Consider the following 17,582-nt stretch of genomic DNA (forward strand, 5'->3'; position numbering starts at 1 on the left):
GTCGAGTAAACGACCATGACTGAATCCGTTGAGGTCGTCCGATTGTCCGACCAGCTCGGGCCGGTCGACTACCTGATGCATCGCGGTGAGGCGAACCCCCGGACCCGTTCGGGCATCATGGCGCTGGAAGTGCTTGATACCACACCGGACTGGGAGCGGTTCCGGGCGCGGTTCGAGAACGCCTCCCGACGGGTGCTGCGGTTGCGGCAGAAGGTCGTCGTGCCGACATTGCCGACGGCGTCGCCGCGCTGGGTGGTGGATCCCGACTTCAATCTGGACTTCCACGTGCGACGCGTGCGGGTGTCGGATCCGGGCACGCTGCGTGAGGTCTTCGACCTGGCGGAGCTGATCCTGCAATCGCCGATGGACATCTCCCGCCCGCTGTGGACGGCCACCCTGGTGGAGGGCCTGACCGGCGGCAAGGCCGCCACCCTGTTGCACGTCAGCCACGCGGTCACCGACGGTGTCGGCGGCGTCGAGATGTTCGCCGAGATCTATGACCTCGAACGGGACCCGCCGGCCAAACCCGTACCGCCACTGCCCATTCCGCAGGACCTCACCTCCAATGACCTGATGCGCGAGGGCATCAACCACCTGCCCGCCGCCATTGTGGGCGGCGTCCTGGGCGCCCTGGCCGGGGCGGTGTCGGTCGCCGGACGGGCGGTGCTGGAGCCCGCTTCCACGGTGTCGGGCATCGTGGGCTACGCGCTGTCGGGCATGCGGGTGATGAACCGGGCTGCCGAACCGTCGCCGCTGCTGCGCCGGCGCAGCCTGGCCACCCGCAGCGAAGCGATCGACATACCGCTGTCCGACCTGCACAAGGCGGCCAAAGCCGGTGGCGGATCGATCAACGACGCCTACCTCGCCGGACTATGTGGCGCCCTGCGCCGCTATCACGAGGCGCTTGGCGTGCCAATCAGCACGCTGCCGATGGCGGTGCCGGTGAACCTGCGCGCCGACGCGGACACCGCCGGCGGCAACCGGTTCACCGGCGTGAACCTGGCGGCGCCGATCGGCACCGTCGACCCGGTGTCGCGGATGAAGAAGATCCGCGCGCAGATGACCCAGCGCCGCGACGAGCCCGCGATGAACATCGTCGGCTCGATCGCGCCGGTGCTCAGCGTCTTGCCGACCGCCGTCCTCGAGGGCATCACCGGCTCGGTGATCGGCTCCGACGTTCAGGCCAGCAACGTCCCCGTGTACCCCGGAGACACCTACATCGCCGGGGCAAAAGTGCTGCGGCAGTATGGGATCGGACCGCTTCCGGGTGTGGCGATGATGGTGGTGTTGATCTCGCGGGGCGGGTGGTGCACCATCACCGTGCGCTACGACCGGGCGTCGGTGCGCAACGAGCCGTTGTTCGCGCAGTGCCTGCTCGACGGTTTCGACGAGATCCTCGCGCTGGCCGGCGACCCACCGCCCCGCGCCGTGCCCGCCTCCTTCGCCGAACCGGTCGCCGCGCCCCGATCGGTGTCCGGATCATGAGCGCCCCCGACAACGGCGCGGACCTCCGGTTGCCCGGCTCGGTCGCCGAGATCATGGCCAGCCCCCCGGGTCCGCAGATCGGGGCGTTCTTCGACCTGGACGGCACCCTGGTCGCCGGCTTCACCGCGGTCATCCTGACCCAGGAGCGTCTGCTGCGCCGCGACATGGGCGTCGGCGAGCTGCTCAGCATGGTCCAGGCCGGCCTGAGCCACACATTGGGGCGCATCGAATTCGAGGACCTCATCGGCAAGGCCGCCGCGGCGCTGGCCGGCCGGCTGCTCGACGACCTGGAGGAGATCGGCGAGCGGTTGTTCATCCAGCGCATCGAGTCCCGCATCTACCCGGAGATGCGCGAACTGGTGCGGGCCCACATGGCCCGCGGACACACGGTCGTGCTCAGCTCGTCCGCGCTGACCATTCAGGTCAACCCGGTCGCGCGCTTCCTGGGCATCCCCAACATGCTCACCAACAAATTCGAGACCAACGAAGACGGGATACTCACCGGCGGCGTGCAGAAGCCGATCCTGTGGGGGCCGGGCAAAGCGGCTGCGGTGCAACGGTTTGCGGCTGAGAACGGCATCGACCTCAAGGACAGCTACTTCTATGCCGACGGCGACGAGGACGTCGCCCTGATGTACCTGGTGGGCAATCCGCGGCCGACCAACCCCGAGGGAAAGATGGCCGCCGTCGCCAAGCGCCGCGGCTGGCCGGTCCTGAAGTTCGAGAGCCGGGGTCGCGTGGGTCTACGGCGCCAGTTGCGAACGATCGCCGGTCTCGGCTCGGTGTTTCCCGTCGCGGCCGGTGCGGTGGGAATCGGTGTGCTGACCCGGAACCGGCGACGGGGCGTCAACTTCTTCACCTCGACCTTCTCCCAGCTGTCACTGGCGATCAGCGGGGTGCAGCTGAACGTCATCGGCAAGGAGAACCTGACCGCCGAGCGGCCGGCCGTGTTCATCTTCAACCACCGCAATCAGGTGGACCCGATCATCACCGGCGCGCTGGTGCGCGACAACTGGACCGGCGTGGGCAAGAAGGAACTGGCCAAGGACCCGATCATGGGCACCATCGGCAAGGCCATGGATGCCGCCTTCATCGATCGTGACGACCCGGTCGCCGCCGTGGAGTCACTGCACCAGGTCGAAGAGCTGGCCAGAAAAGGGCTGTCGATCGTGATCGCGCCCGAGGGCACCCGGGTGGACACCACCGAGGTGGGGCCGTTCAAGAAGGGCGCTTTCCGCATCGCGATGGCGGTTGGCATCCCGATCGTGCCGATCGTGATACGCAACGCGGAGCTCGTCGCCGCCCGCAACTCCACCACCATCAACCCGGGCACCGTCGATGTCGCCGTCTTCCCACCGATCTCGGTACAGGACTGGACACTCGAGACGTTGCCGCAGCGCATCGCCGAGGTGCGCCAGTTGTACTTGGACACGCTCGCGAACTGGCCCGCCAAAGGACTGGACGAACTGCCGGAGGTCGACCTGTACGCCGGGAAGAAGGCGGTGAGCAAGACCGGCAAAGCCGCAAAGGCGCCCGCGAAGAAAGCCCCGGCCAAAAAGGCCCCGGCCAAGAAGGCCGCGGTCAAGAAAGCCCCGGCCAAGAAGGTCGCGGCCAAAAAGGCCCTCCCGGGCACGCCGCCCAACGGCGAGGCCGGCCTCACGCGGCAGAACCTTTCCGGCGACTCGGCGGAGCCCGCGCCCAGAGGCCGGCCGTGACCCGATCGGCCATCGACGTCGGCCCGGCGCTCACCGGGCAGCACTCGCTGGTGCTGGCGTCCATGGCCTCGACCGTCGAGGCGGAGCTGGTTACGGCGTGGGTGGACCGGCAGCGCGCCGCCAACCCCGGCGCGACCATCGACGTCCTCGAGATGCCGCCGCCCGACGCACCGCCGGAGGCGTTGACGGCGCTGATGAAGCAACTCGAGGGTGGCGCCGCGTCCGACCGGGAAGGCGGTGACGACCGGTCCGTCGTTCCGGTGCGGGTGTTCTGGCTGCCGGCCCCCAACCGCGGCCGGATCGCCCAAGTCGCCGGGCTGCTGCCCGGCCGGGATCCCTACCACCCCAACGAGCGTCAGCAGCGCCACATCCTGCGCACCGCCTCCCACCGCGCACGCGTCGTCGCGGGAGAGCCGGCCAAGGTTTCCGAACTCCGCCAGCAATGGCGCGACACCACCGTCGCCGACAACGAGCGCGACTTCGCTCAGTTCGTGATCCGGCGCGCCATCCTGGCGATGGAACGCGTCGAATACCGGATACTCGGGCCGCAGTACAAGTCCCCGCGGCTGGTGAAACCGGAGATCCTTGCGTCCGCGCGGTTTCGCGCCGGGCTGAGGAAGATCCCCGGCGCAACCGTCGAAGAGGCCGGCAAGATGCTCGACGAACTCGCCACAGGGTGGAGCCGCGTCTCGGTCGACCTGGTGGGCGTCCTCGGCCGGGCGCTGAGCCGCGGGTTCGACCCGGAGATCGACTACGACGGATACCAGGTCGCTGCCATGCGCGCCGCCCTCGAAGCGCACCCCGCGGTGCTGCTGTTCTCACACCGGTCCTACATCGACGGCGCAGTGGTGCCGGTGGCCATGCAGGAGAACCGGCTGCCGCCCGTGCATGTGTTTGCCGGCATCAACCTGTCATTCGGGGTGATGGGGCCGTTGCTGCGCCGCGCCGGCGTCATCTTCATCCGCCGCAACATCGGCAACGACCAGCTCTACAAGTTCGTGCTCCGCGAATACGTCGGCTACATCGTCGAGAAGCGGTTCAACCTGAGCTGGTCCATCGAGGGAACCCGCTCGCGGACCGGCAAGATGCTGCCCCCCAAGCTCGGTCTGTTGGCCTACGTGGCCGACGCGTATTTGGACGGCCGCAGCGAGGACATCCTGCTGCAGCCGGTGTCGATCAGCTTCGACCAGCTGCACGAGACCGCCGAGTACGCGGCGTACGCGCGCGGCGGTGAGAAGACACCCGAGGGCGTCGGCTGGCTGTACAACTTCATCAGGGCACAGGGTGAACGCAACTACGGCAAGATCTACGTCCGTTTCCCCGAAGCGGTGTCGATGCGGCAGTACCTGGGCCCGGCGCACGGCGAGCTTGCCCACGACCCGGACGCCAAACGGCTGGCGCTGCAGAAGATGTCGTTCGAGGTCGCGTGGCGCATCCTGCGGGCGACGCCGGTGACGGCGACGGGACTGGTGTGTGCGCTGCTGCTGACCACCCGCGGGGCGGCGCTGACGCTGCAGCAGCTGCACCACACCCTGCAGGACTCGCTGGACTATCTCGAGCGCAAGCACACCCCGATGTCGACCAGCGCCCTGAGGCTGCGCTCGCGCGACGGCGTGCGCGCCGCGGTGGACACGCTGTCCGGAGGGCACCCGATCACCCGGGTGGACGGGGGCCGCGAACCGGTCTGGCTGATCGCGCCGGACCAGCAGCACGCGGCGGCTTTCTACCGTAACTCCGTGATCCACGCCTTCTTGGAGACCTCGATCGTCGAGCTCGCGCTGGCGCACGCCCGGCGCACCGACGGCGACCGGCTGTCGGCGTTCTGGGAGCAGGCGCTGCGGCTGCGCGACCTGCTCAAGTTCGACTTCTACTTCGCCGACTCGGCCACGTTCCGGGAAAACATCGCCGAAGAGATGGCATGGCACGACGACTGGGAAGCCCACGTCGCCGCCGGGGGCGCGGAGATCGACGCGATGTTGTTCGCCAAGCGTCCCCTGATGGCCGACGCCATGTTGCGGGTGTTCTTCGAGGCCTACGAGATTGTCGCCGACGTCTTGCGCGACGCGCCCGCCGACATCGGCCAGAAGGAGCTGACGGAGTTGGCGCTGGGGGTCGGCCGGCAATACGTGGCCCAGACCCGGGTCCGCAGCAGCGAATCGGTATCGACGCTGTTGTTCGCCACCGCTCGCCAGGTGGTCGCCGATCAGGACCTCATCGCGCCCGCCCCGGACCTCGCCGACAGGCGTGTCGCGTTCTGGCGCGAGCTGCGGGGCATCCTGGCCGATCTCAAGCACGTGGAGGGCATCGCGCGGGAGCAGTTCGTCGCCCGCGAGGTCCAGGCACGGCAGGGCAGTCCGGACAGCCGGAACTCGTAGCCGTCCCGCGCGCCAATACGCTGGGAACATGACAATCGCCCGGCCCGCCGGTGAGGCCCCCGCCAAGTCCCCGGCGCGGCGCGCCCCGGTGTGGCCGCTACTCGTCGGCGTCGCGGTGCTGGCCGGGTGCACCGCGGCGGGGATCGGGGCGCTGTCGCTCGCCGGCGCCCTGACCGCCGCCGGCCTGCCCGACCCCGGCCCGGCGACCACGCTCGGACTGCCGTTCCTCCGGGCGGCGGGGGAGATCGCCGCGGTCCTGGCCGTCGGCTCGTTCCTCTTCGCGGCCTTCATGGTGCCGCCCCAGAGCAACGGCGTCCTCGACGCCGACGGATACCGCGCGCTGCGGGTGGGAACGGTGTCGTCGGGAGTCTGGGCGGTATGCGCCGCCTTGCTGGTGCCGCTGACCATCTCCGACGTGTCCGGTCAGCCGCTGCTGGATCACCTCAACCCGGTGCAGCTGTGGTCACTGGCCGACCTGGTCACCACCGCCTCCGCGTGGCGCTGGACCGCGATACTGGCCGCGATCGTGTCGGTCGCCAGCGTGTCGGTGCTGCGCTGGTCGTGGACGCCCGCGCTGGTGGTCGGGTCGGTGCTGACGCTCATCCCCCTGGGCCTGACGGGTCACTCGTCGGCAGGCGGTTCGCACGACCTGGCCACCAACAGCCTGTTGATTCACCTCGTCGCCGCCAGCCTGTGGGCCGGGGGTCTGTTGGCGCTGCTGGCGCACGCGCTGCGCGGTGGCGGCCACGCCGGCTTGGCGGCGCGGCGTTTCTCCGCGGTCGCCCTGTGGTGCTGGGTCGCGATGGCGCTCAGCGGCGTGATGAACGCCGTGGTGCGCGTCCTGCCGTCCGACCTGCTGACCACGGGCTACGGGCGCTTGGTGATCGCCAAGTTCGTCGCGCTGTGCACGCTGGGTGTTCTCGGCTGGCGCCAGCGGCGGTCCGGGGTTGCCGCGCTGCAAGCAGTACCGGGGCGGCCCGGAGCGCGCCGGGCCTTGATCCGGCTGGCGCTGATCGAGGCCGCGGTCTTTGGCCTGACGTTCGGCATCGCCGTTGGTCTGGGCCGCACCGCGCCGCCACCGCCGCCGGTCCGGGTGCCGTCCATACCCGAGGCCGAGATCGGCTACAACTTCGATGGTCCGCCCACGCCGGCGCGCATCCTCTTCGACTGGCGCTTCGACCTCATCTTCGGCACCGCCGCACTCGTCTTCGCCGGGCTCTACATCGCGGGGGTACTGCGGCTGCGCCGCCGCGGCGACCGCTGGCCGCCGGGCCGGACCCTCGCCTGGATGCTGGGCTGTCTCACGCTGTTGTTCGTGACCTCGTCGGGCGTCGGCCGCTACATGCCGGCGATGTTCAGCGTGCACATGATCGCCCACATGGGGCTCTCGATGCTGGTGCCCATTCTGCTGGTGCTGGGCGCCCCGGTCAGCCTGGCGCTGCGTGCGTTGCCGGCCGCGGGACGGGGCGAGCCGCCCGGCATGCGGGAATGGCTGTTGGCCGCCTTGCACAGCCGCCTGTCGCGGTTCCTCACCAACCCGGTCGTCGCCACCGCGCTGTTCGTGGCGGGGTTCTACGGCTTGTACTTCTCGAGCCTCTTCGACACCGCGGTCAGCAGCCATGCCGGCCACCTGGCCATGAACGTGCACTTCCTGCTCAGCGGCTACCTGTTCTACTGGATCGTCATCGGGGTGGACCCCACACCGCGGCCCATACCGCCGATCGCCAAGGTCGGCGTTGTGTTCGCGTCGCTGCCGCTGCACGCATTCTTCGGCGTGGTCCTCATGGGCACCCCGAAGGTGCTCGGCGCTTCCTACTACCGCTCGCTGGGTCTGAGCTGGCACGCCGACCTGCTGGGTGATCAGCGGCTGGGCGGCGGCATCGCCTGGGCGGCGGGGGAGATCCCGCTGGTGATCGTGATGGTGGCGCTGCTGGTGCAATGGGCGCGCAGCGACGACCGCACCGCCCGGCGGCTCGATCGCGCCGCCGATCGCGACGACGACGCGGAGTTGCACGCCTACAACGCCATGCTGGCACGGCTCGCGCAAGGCGAGGCGACGGGAGGCGCGCAGCCTCGATGAGGTGGTGGCGCAAGCGAAGTTCGCGCAGCGCCGACGGGTTTCAGCTTCGACGCCGGCTAATTGTGGGTGGGCGGTTGGGGTTGGAAGGGTTGGTACCACCACCATTGGGCGCGTTCGCCGGTGGGTCCGGGGTATGGGGGGACGGCGGGTGGTGGTGTCGTGGGTGGGCGTGCCAGTGGTCCGGGCTGCAGGGGTCGGCCGGTGTTGTCGGTCACGCACAAAGCGTCGGCGGGTCCGGTGAGGGTGATGTCGCCGCGGTGGTGGGCGCGGTGGTGATAGGGGCAGATCAGGACGAGGTTGGTCAGGTCGGTGGGGCCGCCGTTTTCCCAGTGTTGGAGGTGGTGGGCGTGTAGGCCGCGGGTGGCGCCACAGCCGGGGACTGCGCAGTGGGGGTGGCGGTGTTGCAGGGCGCGGCGTAGTCGCCGGTTGATGGTGCGGGTGCTGCGTGCGGCGCCGATGGGCTGGCCGTCGCGGTGAAACCAGACTTCGTAGGTGGCATCGCAGGTCAGGTACTGGCGTTCGGCGTCGGTGAGTGCCGGCCCCAGGTGCAGGGCGGCGGCGGGCTGCTCGACGTCGAGGTGCACCACCACGGTGGTGTGCTGGCCGTGCGGGCGGCGGGTGGCTTCGGTGTCCCAGCCGGTCTCGATCAGGCGCATCAACGCCTCGACGCTGCCCGGGAACGGCGGCGCGCTCTCCGAAACACGGGTGGCGTCGCCGCGGTCGTGTTTCCACTCGGCGATCAGCGCCTCGCGATGCGCGGCCAGCGCGGCGTCGAGTTTCGCGGAGTCGGGGTGCGCGAGTGTGATCCGCCAGCAGCTGTACTCCTGGCCGGCGGTGGTGGTGATCGAGGGTCCGGGTTCGGGGCGCGCCGGGGGGTCGGGGCGTGGTTCGAGGTTGACCGCGGTGCGCAGCTGGGTGACTGTGGCCACCGACGCCAGCTGGGCGTAGTGCTCATCAGAGCCGTGGGCGGCGCGCGCGGCGATGACCCCGACCTGATCGAGTGACAGCCGGCCCTCCCGCAGGCTCTGGGCGCAGCGCGGGAACTGCTCGAGCCGGCGCGCGACGGTGGTGATCGTGTGGGCGTGGGCCGAGGACGCGCCCAGCTTCCAGGCCACCAGGGCGGCCACCGAGCGCGCGCCGGTGGCCCCGCACAGCTCGTCGCGATCCAGCTCGGCCACAATTTCCACGATGCGCCCATCGATGGCGTTGCGCTGACCGGCCAACTCCGCCAACTCCGCAAACAACCCATCAACCCGCTCAGCAGGACTCACCGCCACAGCAGACGAAGTGGTCAACGACATACCCCCATCATCGCAACCAGGTCCGACAACTTTCGGCTGCCTGATTTGCCGCCAAAAGGCGGACAGCAGGCCTCAGATTGCGATGCGGCACCTGGCCGAACGCGCAACGCTCCCGAGTGACCGGACTGATCCACAGTCACCGGTTTCTCCACAGGGCCGGTGTGCGGGCCGTGTCTTCGGCGGCAGCCCGTCGGTGAGGCCGGGCTGAATGGCGATCGGATAGGGCGGTGACATGTTCACCAAAGCCATGAAAGAGAAATGAGAAGGAGATCAGCCCCATGTTCGAAACGCCGCTTACGGTCGTCGGCCACATCGTCAACAACCCCGAGCGCCGACAGGTCGGCACCCAGGAGGTCATCAAATTTCGCGTTGCCAGCAATTCCCGGCGGCGCACCGCCGACGGCGGCTGGGAGCCGGGCAACTCGCTGTTCATCAACGTCAACTGCTGGGGCAGGCTGGTCACCGGCGTGGGTGCCGCGTTGGGCAAAGGCGCGCCGGTGATCGTGGTGGGCCATGTGTACACCAGTGAGTACGAAGACCGCGACGGCAACCGCCGGTCGTCGCTGGAGATGCGCGCGACCTCCGTCGGGCCCGACGTGTCCCGCGCGATCGTGCGCATCGAGAGGCCCGGGTACACCGGTCCGACGACAGGCGATGCCGCCGCGCCGCCGGCGGACGCGGCCGACGCCGACGCCGAGGACGCCGACGCCGGGGACAGCATCGACTCCGCCGGGGCCGGGCCGCTGCCGCTGTCGGCTTAGCTGCGGGATCGGCGCCGCGCCGCGATGCATAGGATGGTCCGCGAGATCACGTGGACGACCAGAAAGGCGATACCGCGGCATGGCTGAGTTCATCTACACGATGAAAAAGGTCCGCAAGGCGCACGGCGACAAGGTGATCCTGGACGACGTCACTTTGAGCTTCTACCCAGGCGCCAAGATCGGCGTCGTTGGCCCCAACGGCGCAGGCAAGTCGAGCGTCTTGCGGATCATGGCCGGCTTGGACAAGCCGAACAACGGTGAAGCCTTCCTGGCCACCGACGCCACCGTGGGCATCCTGCAGCAGGAGCCACCCCTGAACGAGGAGAAGACCGTCCGGGGAAACGTGGAAGAGGGCCTGGGGGAAATCAAGGTCAAGCTCGACCGCTTCAATGAGGTGGCCGAACTGATGGCCACCGATTACTCCGACGAGCTGATGGAGGAGATGGGGCGGCTGCAGGAGGAGCTCGACCACGCCGACGCCTGGGACCTCGACTCGCAGCTGGAACAGGCCATGGACGCGCTGCGCTGCCCACCGCCCGACGAGCCGGTGACCAACCTGTCCGGCGGTGAGCGGCGCCGCGTGGCGCTGTGCAAGCTGCTGCTGTCCAAGCCCGACCTGTTGCTGCTCGACGAACCGACCAACCATCTGGACGCCGAAAGTGTGCAGTGGCTCGAGCAGCACCTCGCGGCGTATGCGGGCGCGGTCCTGGCGGTCACCCACGACCGGTACTTCCTGGACAACGTCGCCGAGTGGATCCTCGAGCTCGACCGCGGCCGCGCCTACCCGTACGAGGGCAACTATTCGACGTACCTGGAGAAGAAGGCCGAGCGTCTTTCGGTGCAGGGCCGCAAGGACGCCAAACTGCAGAAGCGGCTGGCCGACGAGCTGGCCTGGGTGCGGTCGGGCGCGAAGGCGCGCCAGGCCAAGAGCAAGGCGCGGCTGCAGCGCTACGAGGAGATGGCCGCCGAGGCGGAGAAGACGCGCAAACTCGACTTCGAGGAGATCCAGATCCCGGTGGGGCCACGGTTGGGCAGCGTGGTCGTCGAGGTCGAGCATCTGGACAAGGGCTTCGGCGGTCGCACCTTGATCAAGGACCTGTCCTTCACGCTGCCACGCAACGGCATCGTCGGCGTCATCGGCCCCAACGGGGTCGGGAAGACGACGCTGTTCAAAACAATCGTCGGGCTCGAGCAGCCCGACAGCGGGACCGTCAAGGTCGGGGAGACCGTCAAGCTCAGCTATGTCGACCAGAGCCGCGCCGGTATCGACCCGAAGAAGACGGTGTGGCAGGTCGTGTCCGACGGGCTGGATTACATCGAGGTTGGCCAGAATGAAATCCCTTCGCGCGCATACGTTTCGGCGTTCGGGTTCAAGGGGCCCGACCAGCAGAAGCCTGCGGGGGTGCTGTCGGGCGGCGAGCGCAACCGGCTGAACCTCGCGCTCACGCTCAAAGAAGGCGGCAACCTCATCCTGCTCGACGAGCCGACCAACGACCTGGACGTGGAGACCCTGAGCTCACTGGAGAACGCCTTGGAGAAGTTCCCGGGGTGCGCGGTGGTCATCTCGCACGACCGCTGGTTCCTCGACCGGACGTGCACGCACATCCTGGCCTGGGAGGGCGACGACGACAACGAGGCCAAGTGGTTCTGGTTCGAGGGCAACTTCGGTGCCTACGAGGAGAACAAAGTACAACGGCTCGGTGCCGATGCCGCCCGGCCGCACAGGGTGACCCACCGCAAGCTGACGCGCGACTAGTGTCGGCCGTGCCGCCTCCCGTCCCGGAGGCGCTGTCCACGCGCGGGCAGGGGCAGCAGCACTGAGCCGAATTCGCGACGACTCGGCCGCAACACGCGTACGACAAACGTCGCCCGCTTACGTGTTGGCGGGAGGCAAATGGGCATACTGGCAACCGTCGTGAGTTGGGAGCTATCGGCATGACCATCGATCGCGAGGCCAAGCAGGATCTCGAGCCGTGGACCACCTTCGCCGAACCCCGAGACATTCCTGAGTGGATCACGAAGGCCTACGTCGAGACCTACCGCGGTCCACACAACGACGAGCCGATGGCCCCCGGGCCCGCCGCGCCCGGTCCCGTCGACCTCGCCGTCCCCGCCGCGATCGTGACGCCGGCGATGCTCCGCGCCCACTACCGGCTCGGCCGGCACCGCCCGGCCGGCGAGAGCCGGGTCGCCGTCTACGGCTCCGGGGACGCGAGCGGAATCGGGCCCGCGCTGCAGGTCGTCACCGACCACGGCAACATGCTGATGGACTCCGTCACGGTGCTGCTGCACCGGCTCGGCGTGGCCTATTCGGCCATCATGACGCCGGTCTTCCAGGTGCGGCGCGACCAGAACGGCGACCTGCTCAGCGTCGAACCCAAACCGCCCGGTGCCTCGCCGTACGTCGGGGAGGCCTGGATACACGTACAGCTGTCGGCCTCCGTCGACAACCAGGGCCTCACCGAAGTCGAGAAGCTGCTGCCCAAGGTGCTGGCCGACGTCCAGCAGGTCGCCAGCGACGCCACCGAGCTGATGGGCGCGCTCGCCGGCCTGGCCGCGGAAGTCGAGACCAATGCGCGCGACCGCTTCTCGGCGCCGGACCGCGAGGACGTCGCGGCGCTGCTGCGCTGGCTGGGCAACGGCAACTTCCTGTTGCTGGGCTACCAGCGGTGCCGCGTGCACGACGGACAGGTCTCCGGTGACGGGTCACCCGCGCTCGGAGTGCTGCGCACCCGCACGGGTTCCCGGCCGCGGCTGACCGACGACGACAAACTGTTGGTCCTCGCCCAATCGGTGGTCGGCAGTTATCTGCGTTACGGCGCCTACCCCTACGCCATCGCGGTGCGCGAATACGCCGACGGTGGCGTGCTCGAGCACCGCTTCGTCGGCCTGTTCACCGTCGCCGCCATGAACGCCGACGTCCTTGACATTCCGACCATTTCGCGCCGGGTCCACGAGGCGCTCGCGATGGCCGACAGCGATCCCATCCACCCTGGCCAGCTGCTGCTCGATGTCATCCAGACCGTTCCGCGCTCGGAGCTGTTCACCCTCAGCGCCGAGCGGCTCCTGACGATGGCCAAGGCCGTGGTGGACCTCGGATCGCAGCGGCGGGCGCTGCTGTTCCTGCGCGCCGACCGGCTCCAGTATTTCGTGTCCTGCCTGGTCTACCTGCCGCGCGACCGCTACACCACCGACGTCCGGCTGCAGATCGAAGACATCCTGGTCCGCGAGTTCGCCGGCACGCGGCTGGAGTTCACCGCCCGGGTCAGCGAATCACCTTGGGCCCTGATGCACTTCATGGTTCGTCTGCCCGAAGGGGCCGCGCCCGTGGACACGTCCGAGGACAATCGGGTCCGCATCCAGGCACTGCTCAGCGAAGCCGCGCGGACCTGGACCGACCGGCTGATCGGCGCCGCCGTGGACGGCGCGGTCGACCAGGCCGACGCCGAGCACTACGCGGCGGTGTTCTCCGAGACCTACAAGCAGGCCGTCACCCCCGAAGATGCGATCGAGCACATCGCGCTCATCAAGGAGTTGGCCGACGGTTCGGTCAAGCTGGTGTTCTCCGAACGCGCTGATGCCTCCCCTCCCGGCGCCGCGCAGCTCACTTGGTTCATGGGCGGCCGGACGGCGTCGTTGAGCCAGCTGCTGCCGATGCTGCAGAGCATGGGCGTCGAGGTGCTCGAGGAGCGCCCGTTCGAGATCACCCGCCCCGACGGGCTCCCGGTGTGGATCTACCAGTTCAAGATCGCGACCCCGACCATCCCACCGGCGTCGAGCGCCGACGAACGCGACGCGACCGCGCAACGCTTCGCCGACGCGGTCACCGCCATCTGGGAGGGTCGCGTCGAGATCGACCGGTTCAACGAGCTGGTGATGCGGGCGCGGCTGAACTGGCAGCAGGTGGCGCTCCTGCGCGCCTACGCCAAATACCTTCGGCAAGCGGGCTTTCCCTACAGCCTGTCCTACATCGAGTCGGTGCTCAACGAGCATCCCTCCACCGCGCGATCGCTCGTCACGCTCTTCGAGGCGCTGTTCGAGCCCCGCCCGTCGGGCGCCTCGGCCGGCCGCGACGCGCAGGCGGCGGCCGCCGCGGTGGCCGCCGACATCGACGCGCTGATGAGCCTGGACACCGACCGCATCCTGCGGGCGTTCGCCTCGCTGGTGCAGGCCACCTTGCGCACCAATTACTTTGTGACACGCGAAGGTTCGGCGCGTTCCCGCAACGTGTTGTCGATCAAGCTGAACGCGCAGCTGGTCGACGAACTCCCGCTGCCGCGCCCCCAGTACGAGATCTTCGTGTATTCGCCGCGCGTCGAGGGCGTGCACCTGCGGTTCGGGCCGGTCGCGCGCGGTGGGCTGCGCTGGTCGGACCGCCGCGACGACTTCCGCACCGAGATACTCGGTTTGGTCAAGGCGCAGGCGGTCAAGAACGCCGTCATCGTGCCGGTGGGCGCCAAGGGCGGTTTCGTGGTCAAGCGCCCGCCGCCGGCCACCGGAGATGCGGCCGCCGACCGCGAGGCCACCCGCGACGAGGGCGTCGCCTGCTATCAGCTGTTCATCTCCGGGCTGCTCGAAGTCACCGACAACGTCGACCACTCCACCGGTAAGGTCAACCCGCCGCCGGAGGTGGTGCGGCGGGACGGCGACGACGCCTACCTCGTTGTGGCCGCCGACAAGGGCACCGCCACCTTCTCCGACATCGCCAACGACGTCGCCAAGTCCTACGGCTTCTGGCTCGGCGACGCTTTCGCCTCCGGCGGCTCGGTCGGCTACGACCACAAGGCCATGGGCATCACCGCCAAAGGCGCCTGGGAGGCCGTCAAGCGGCACTTCCGGGAGATGGGAGTCGACACCCAGGCCGAGGACTTCACCGTCGTGGGCATCGGTGACATGAGCGGCGACGTGTTCGGCAACGGCATGCTGCTGTCCAAGCACATCAGGCTGATCGCGGCGTTCGACCATCGGCACGTCTTCCTCGACCCCGACCCCGACGCGGCGTCGTCCTGGCAGGAGCGGCGGCGGTTGTTCGACGAGCCGCGGTCGAGCTGGGACGACTACGACAAGTCGCTGATCAGCGAGGGCGGCGGCGTGTACAGCCGCGAGCACAAAGCCATCCCGATCAGCCCGCAGGTCCGCGACGCCCTCGGCATCGACGGCGACGTCAGCGAGATGACCCCGCCCAACCTGATCAAGGCGATCCTGCAAGCGCCCGTGGACCTGCTGTTCAACGGCGGCATCGGCACCTACGTCAAGGCCGAGTCCGAGTCGGACTCCGACGTCGGCGACCGCGCCAACGACCCGGTGCGGGTCAACGCAAGCCAGTTGCGCGCCAAGGTCGTCGGCGAAGGCGGCAACCTCGGGGTGACGGCGCTGGGCCGCGTCGAGTTCGACCTGTCGGGCGGGCGAATCAACACCGACGCGATGGACAACTCCGCGGGGGTGGACTGCTCGGACCACGAGGTCAACATCAAGATCCTGATCGACTCGCTGGTCACCGCCGGCAAGGTCAAGGTCGAAGAACGCAAAGAGCTGCTGGAGTCGATGACCGACGAGGTCGCCCGGTTGGTGCTCGCCGACAACGAGGATCAGAACGACCTGATCGGCACCAGCCGCGCCAACGCGGCCAGCCTGTTTCCGGTGCACGCGAGGCTGATCGGCCACCTGGTCGACGAGCGGGGGCTCAACCGGGAGCTCGAGGCGCTGCCGTCGGAGAAGGAGATCCAGCGCCGCTCCGACGCCGGCATCGGGCTCACCTCACCGGAGCTGTGCACCCTGATGGCGCACGTCAAGCTGGGCCTCAAGGACGAAATGCTGGGCACCGAGTTGCCCGAGCAGGACGTGTTCGCCTCCCGGCTGCCGTTGTACTTCCCGGCGCCACTGCGCGAACGGTTCACCCCCGAGATCCGGTCCCACCAGCTGCGCCGCGAGATCGTCACCACCATGCTGGTCAACGATCTCGTCGACACGGCGGGCATCAGCTACGCCTACCGCATCACCGAAGACGTCGGCGTCGGTCCGGTCGATGCGGTGCGCACCTACGTCGCTGTCGACACGATCTTCGGCGTCGGCGAGATCTGCCGGCGCATCCGCGCCGCCAACCTGCCCGTGGCGCTGTCGGACCGGCTGACGCTGGACACCCGGCGGTTGATCGACCGCGCCTCGCGCTGGCTGCTCAACTACCGCCCGCAGCCGGTGGCCGTGGGGGCCGAGATCAACCGATTCGCCGCCAAACTCAAGGCCCTCACGCCGCGAATGTCGGAGTGGCTGCGCGGCGACGACAAGGCGATCGTGGAGAAGGAAGCTCAGGAGTTCGCGTCGCAGGGGGCGCCGGAGGATCTGGCTTACCTGGTCGCGGCCGGTCTGTACCGCTTCAGCCTGCTCGACATCATCGACATCGGCGACATCAACGACATCGATGCCGCGGAGGTCGCCGACACCTATTTCGCCCTGATGGACCGTCTGGGCACAGACGGCCTGCTGACCGCGGTGTCCGACCTGCCGCGCAACGACCGCTGGCATTCGTTGGCGCGGTTGGCGATTCGTGACGACATCTATTCCTCGCTGCGGTCGCTGTGCTTCGACGTGTTGGCCGTCGGCGAACCCGACGAGAGCGGCGAAGAGAAGATCGCCGAGTGGGAGCACCTGTCCGCGTCCCGGGTGGAGCGGGCGCGGCGGACGCTGCTGGAAATCCAACAGAGCGGTGAGATGGATCTCGCGACGCTGTCGGTGGCCGCCCGCCAGATCCGTCGCATGACCCGCACCAGCGGACGGGGATCGTCGAGTTGAGCGTCGGCTTCGTGGCCCCCGTGCCGGTCCGCTGGTCCGACATCGACATGTACCAGCACGTCAATCACGCCACCATGGTGACCATCCTCGAAGAAGCGCGCGTCCCGTTCCTCTCCGAACCGTTCGGCGCCGACATCACCACCATCGGGTTGCTCATCGCCGACGTCCGGGTGATCTACAAAGCGCAACTGCGGCTTGTCGATTCGCCGCTGCAGGTGACCATCTGGACCAAGCGGCTGCGTGCCGTCGACTTCACGCTGGGCTACGAGGTGCGGTCGGTCAACGCCGATCCCGGGTCCAGGCCGGCGGTGATCGCTGAGTCGCAGCTGGCCGCCGTCCACATCGAGGAGCAGCGGCTGGTGCGGCTCACGCCGCCACACCGGGAGTACCTGCAGCGGTGGATACGGTAACCGAGCGCGGTCTGTGGCTGGGCCCGCAATCCCGGGACGCCCACCGCCGCGACCTGTCCACGTTCGTCGATCACGCGCTGCGGCTAGACGACGCGGCGGTGATCCGGCTGCGCGCCCGATCCGACGGGCTGCTCACCGCCTGGGTGGCAACGGGTTTCGACGTCCTCGCCAGCCGAACGGTGGTGGGCACGGTGCGCCCCGACGACCTGTCGGTGGGCGCGGACGCGCTCGCGCGCGGCCTCTCGGCGATGGACGCGGCGGGCTACGTCCACCCGGGCTTCGCGATGGACTCCGCGTGGCGGGGCGCCCTGCCACCGGACTCCGGCTTCACCCACCTGGACGACGTACCCGCCCGGGTGATCCTCGACCTCGCGCAGAGCGGTGCGCGGCTTGCCAAGGAGCACAGCAGCTCCCATGGGCCGCCCGTCTCCCTGTTGGATCAGGAGGTCATCCAGGTGAGCCGGGGCGACCTGCGCGTGGGCCTGCCGATGCGGTGCGTGTTCGCCCTGACCGCAATGGGCTTCCTGCCGCAGTCACCGGATGCGATCGCCGCCGACGAGATGATCCGGGTTCGCGTACTGCCGACGTGGTTGCGTGTCGACGCCCGCTTCGGGTCGGTGTACCGGCGTCGCGGCGACCCGCCGCTACTGTTGCGCTGACCGCGTG

Annotated in this window: 10 protein-coding genes; 9 read left to right on the forward strand and 1 reads right to left on the reverse strand. The window is 68.9% G+C overall.

What is annotated here, in order from left to right:
• Positions 1-15: 15 nt before the first annotated feature.
• Genes G6N48_RS02150 through G6N48_RS02165 form a run of 4 tightly spaced genes read left to right on the forward strand, consistent with a single transcriptional unit; the run spans position 16 to position 7,655 of the window.
• Positions 16-1,485, forward strand: coding sequence for a WS/DGAT/MGAT family O-acyltransferase (locus G6N48_RS02150; protein WP_085271275.1), 1,470 nt, complete (start codon positions 16-18; stop codon positions 1,483-1,485).
• Positions 1,482-3,200 carry an HAD-IB family hydrolase/lysophospholipid acyltransferase family protein gene (locus tag G6N48_RS02155; RefSeq protein WP_085271274.1) on the forward strand — a complete coding sequence of 573 codons (1,719 nt, stop codon included), beginning with the start codon at positions 1,482-1,484 and terminating at the stop codon, positions 3,198-3,200. The genes G6N48_RS02150 and G6N48_RS02155 overlap by 4 nt, the downstream gene beginning before the upstream one ends.
• Entirely contained in the window at positions 3,197-5,575 is a 2,379-nt protein-coding gene (locus G6N48_RS02160; protein WP_085271273.1) for a glycerol-3-phosphate 1-O-acyltransferase, read from the forward strand. Before G6N48_RS02155 ends, G6N48_RS02160 begins: the two co-directional genes overlap by 4 nt.
• 28 nt (positions 5,576-5,603) lie before the next feature.
• A complete protein-coding gene (locus G6N48_RS02165) occupies positions 5,604-7,655 on the forward strand; it encodes a cytochrome c oxidase assembly protein (RefSeq protein ID WP_085271272.1) in 2,052 nt (683 codons plus the stop codon).
• 56 nt (positions 7,656-7,711) lie between these two features.
• On the opposite strand, the gene G6N48_RS02170 is transcribed toward G6N48_RS02165, so the two are convergent.
• The gene (locus G6N48_RS02170; protein ID WP_163670767.1) at positions 7,712-8,956 is read right to left on the reverse strand and encodes an HNH endonuclease signature motif containing protein; all 1,245 of its coding nucleotides are present in this window, start codon (positions 8,954-8,956) and stop codon (positions 7,712-7,714) included.
• Positions 8,957-9,234: 278 nt separating this feature from the next.
• Between G6N48_RS02170 and G6N48_RS02175 the strand changes: the two genes are divergently transcribed.
• From G6N48_RS02175 to G6N48_RS02195, 5 genes are all read left to right on the forward strand, one after another.
• Positions 9,235-9,717: a single-stranded DNA-binding protein gene (locus G6N48_RS02175; RefSeq protein ID WP_085267437.1), complete on the forward strand. Its 483-nt coding sequence runs from the start codon at positions 9,235-9,237 to the stop codon at positions 9,715-9,717.
• Positions 9,718-9,796: 79 nt separating this feature from the next.
• On the forward strand, positions 9,797-11,473 hold the full coding sequence (gene ettA, locus G6N48_RS02180) for an energy-dependent translational throttle protein EttA (RefSeq protein WP_085267438.1): 1,677 nt from the start codon (positions 9,797-9,799) through the stop codon (positions 11,471-11,473).
• A gap of 179 nt (positions 11,474-11,652) precedes the next feature.
• The gene (locus G6N48_RS02185; RefSeq protein ID WP_085267439.1) at positions 11,653-16,506 is read left to right on the forward strand and encodes an NAD-glutamate dehydrogenase; all 4,854 of its coding nucleotides are present in this window, start codon (positions 11,653-11,655) and stop codon (positions 16,504-16,506) included.
• Positions 16,503-16,916, forward strand: a complete 414-nt coding sequence (locus G6N48_RS02190) for an acyl-CoA thioesterase (RefSeq protein WP_085267440.1) — start codon at positions 16,503-16,505, stop codon at positions 16,914-16,916. Before G6N48_RS02185 ends, G6N48_RS02190 begins: the two co-directional genes overlap by 4 nt.
• On the forward strand, positions 16,904-17,575 hold the full coding sequence (locus G6N48_RS02195; protein WP_085267441.1) for a hypothetical protein: 672 nt from the start codon (positions 16,904-16,906) through the stop codon (positions 17,573-17,575). The genes G6N48_RS02190 and G6N48_RS02195 overlap by 13 nt, the downstream gene beginning before the upstream one ends.
• Positions 17,576-17,582: the final 7 nt, after the last annotated feature.

Origin of the sequence: Mycobacterium parmense (assembly GCF_010730575.1) — a bacterium.
In the GTDB taxonomy this organism is placed as follows: Bacteria; Actinomycetota; Actinomycetes; order Mycobacteriales; family Mycobacteriaceae; genus Mycobacterium; species Mycobacterium parmense.

Excerpts from the sequence above, each read along its gene's own strand:
- G6N48_RS02150 (WP_085271275.1), top strand. The coding sequence starts at position 16 with ATGACTGAATCCGTTGAGGTCGTCCGATTGTCCGACCAGCTCGGGCCG.
- G6N48_RS02155 (WP_085271274.1), top strand. The coding sequence starts at position 1,482 with ATGAGCGCCCCCGACAACGGCGCGGACCTCCGGTTGCCCGGCTCGGTC.
- G6N48_RS02165 (WP_085271272.1), top strand. The coding sequence starts at position 5,604 with ATGACAATCGCCCGGCCCGCCGGTGAGGCCCCCGCCAAGTCCCCGGCG.
- G6N48_RS02170 (WP_163670767.1), bottom strand. The coding sequence starts at position 8,956 with ATGTCGTTGACCACTTCGTCTGCTGTGGCGGTGAGTCCTGCTGAGCGG.
- G6N48_RS02175 (WP_085267437.1), top strand. The coding sequence starts at position 9,235 with ATGTTCGAAACGCCGCTTACGGTCGTCGGCCACATCGTCAACAACCCC.
- ettA (WP_085267438.1), top strand. The coding sequence starts at position 9,797 with ATGGCTGAGTTCATCTACACGATGAAAAAGGTCCGCAAGGCGCACGGC.
- G6N48_RS02185 (WP_085267439.1), top strand. The coding sequence starts at position 11,653 with ATGACCATCGATCGCGAGGCCAAGCAGGATCTCGAGCCGTGGACCACC.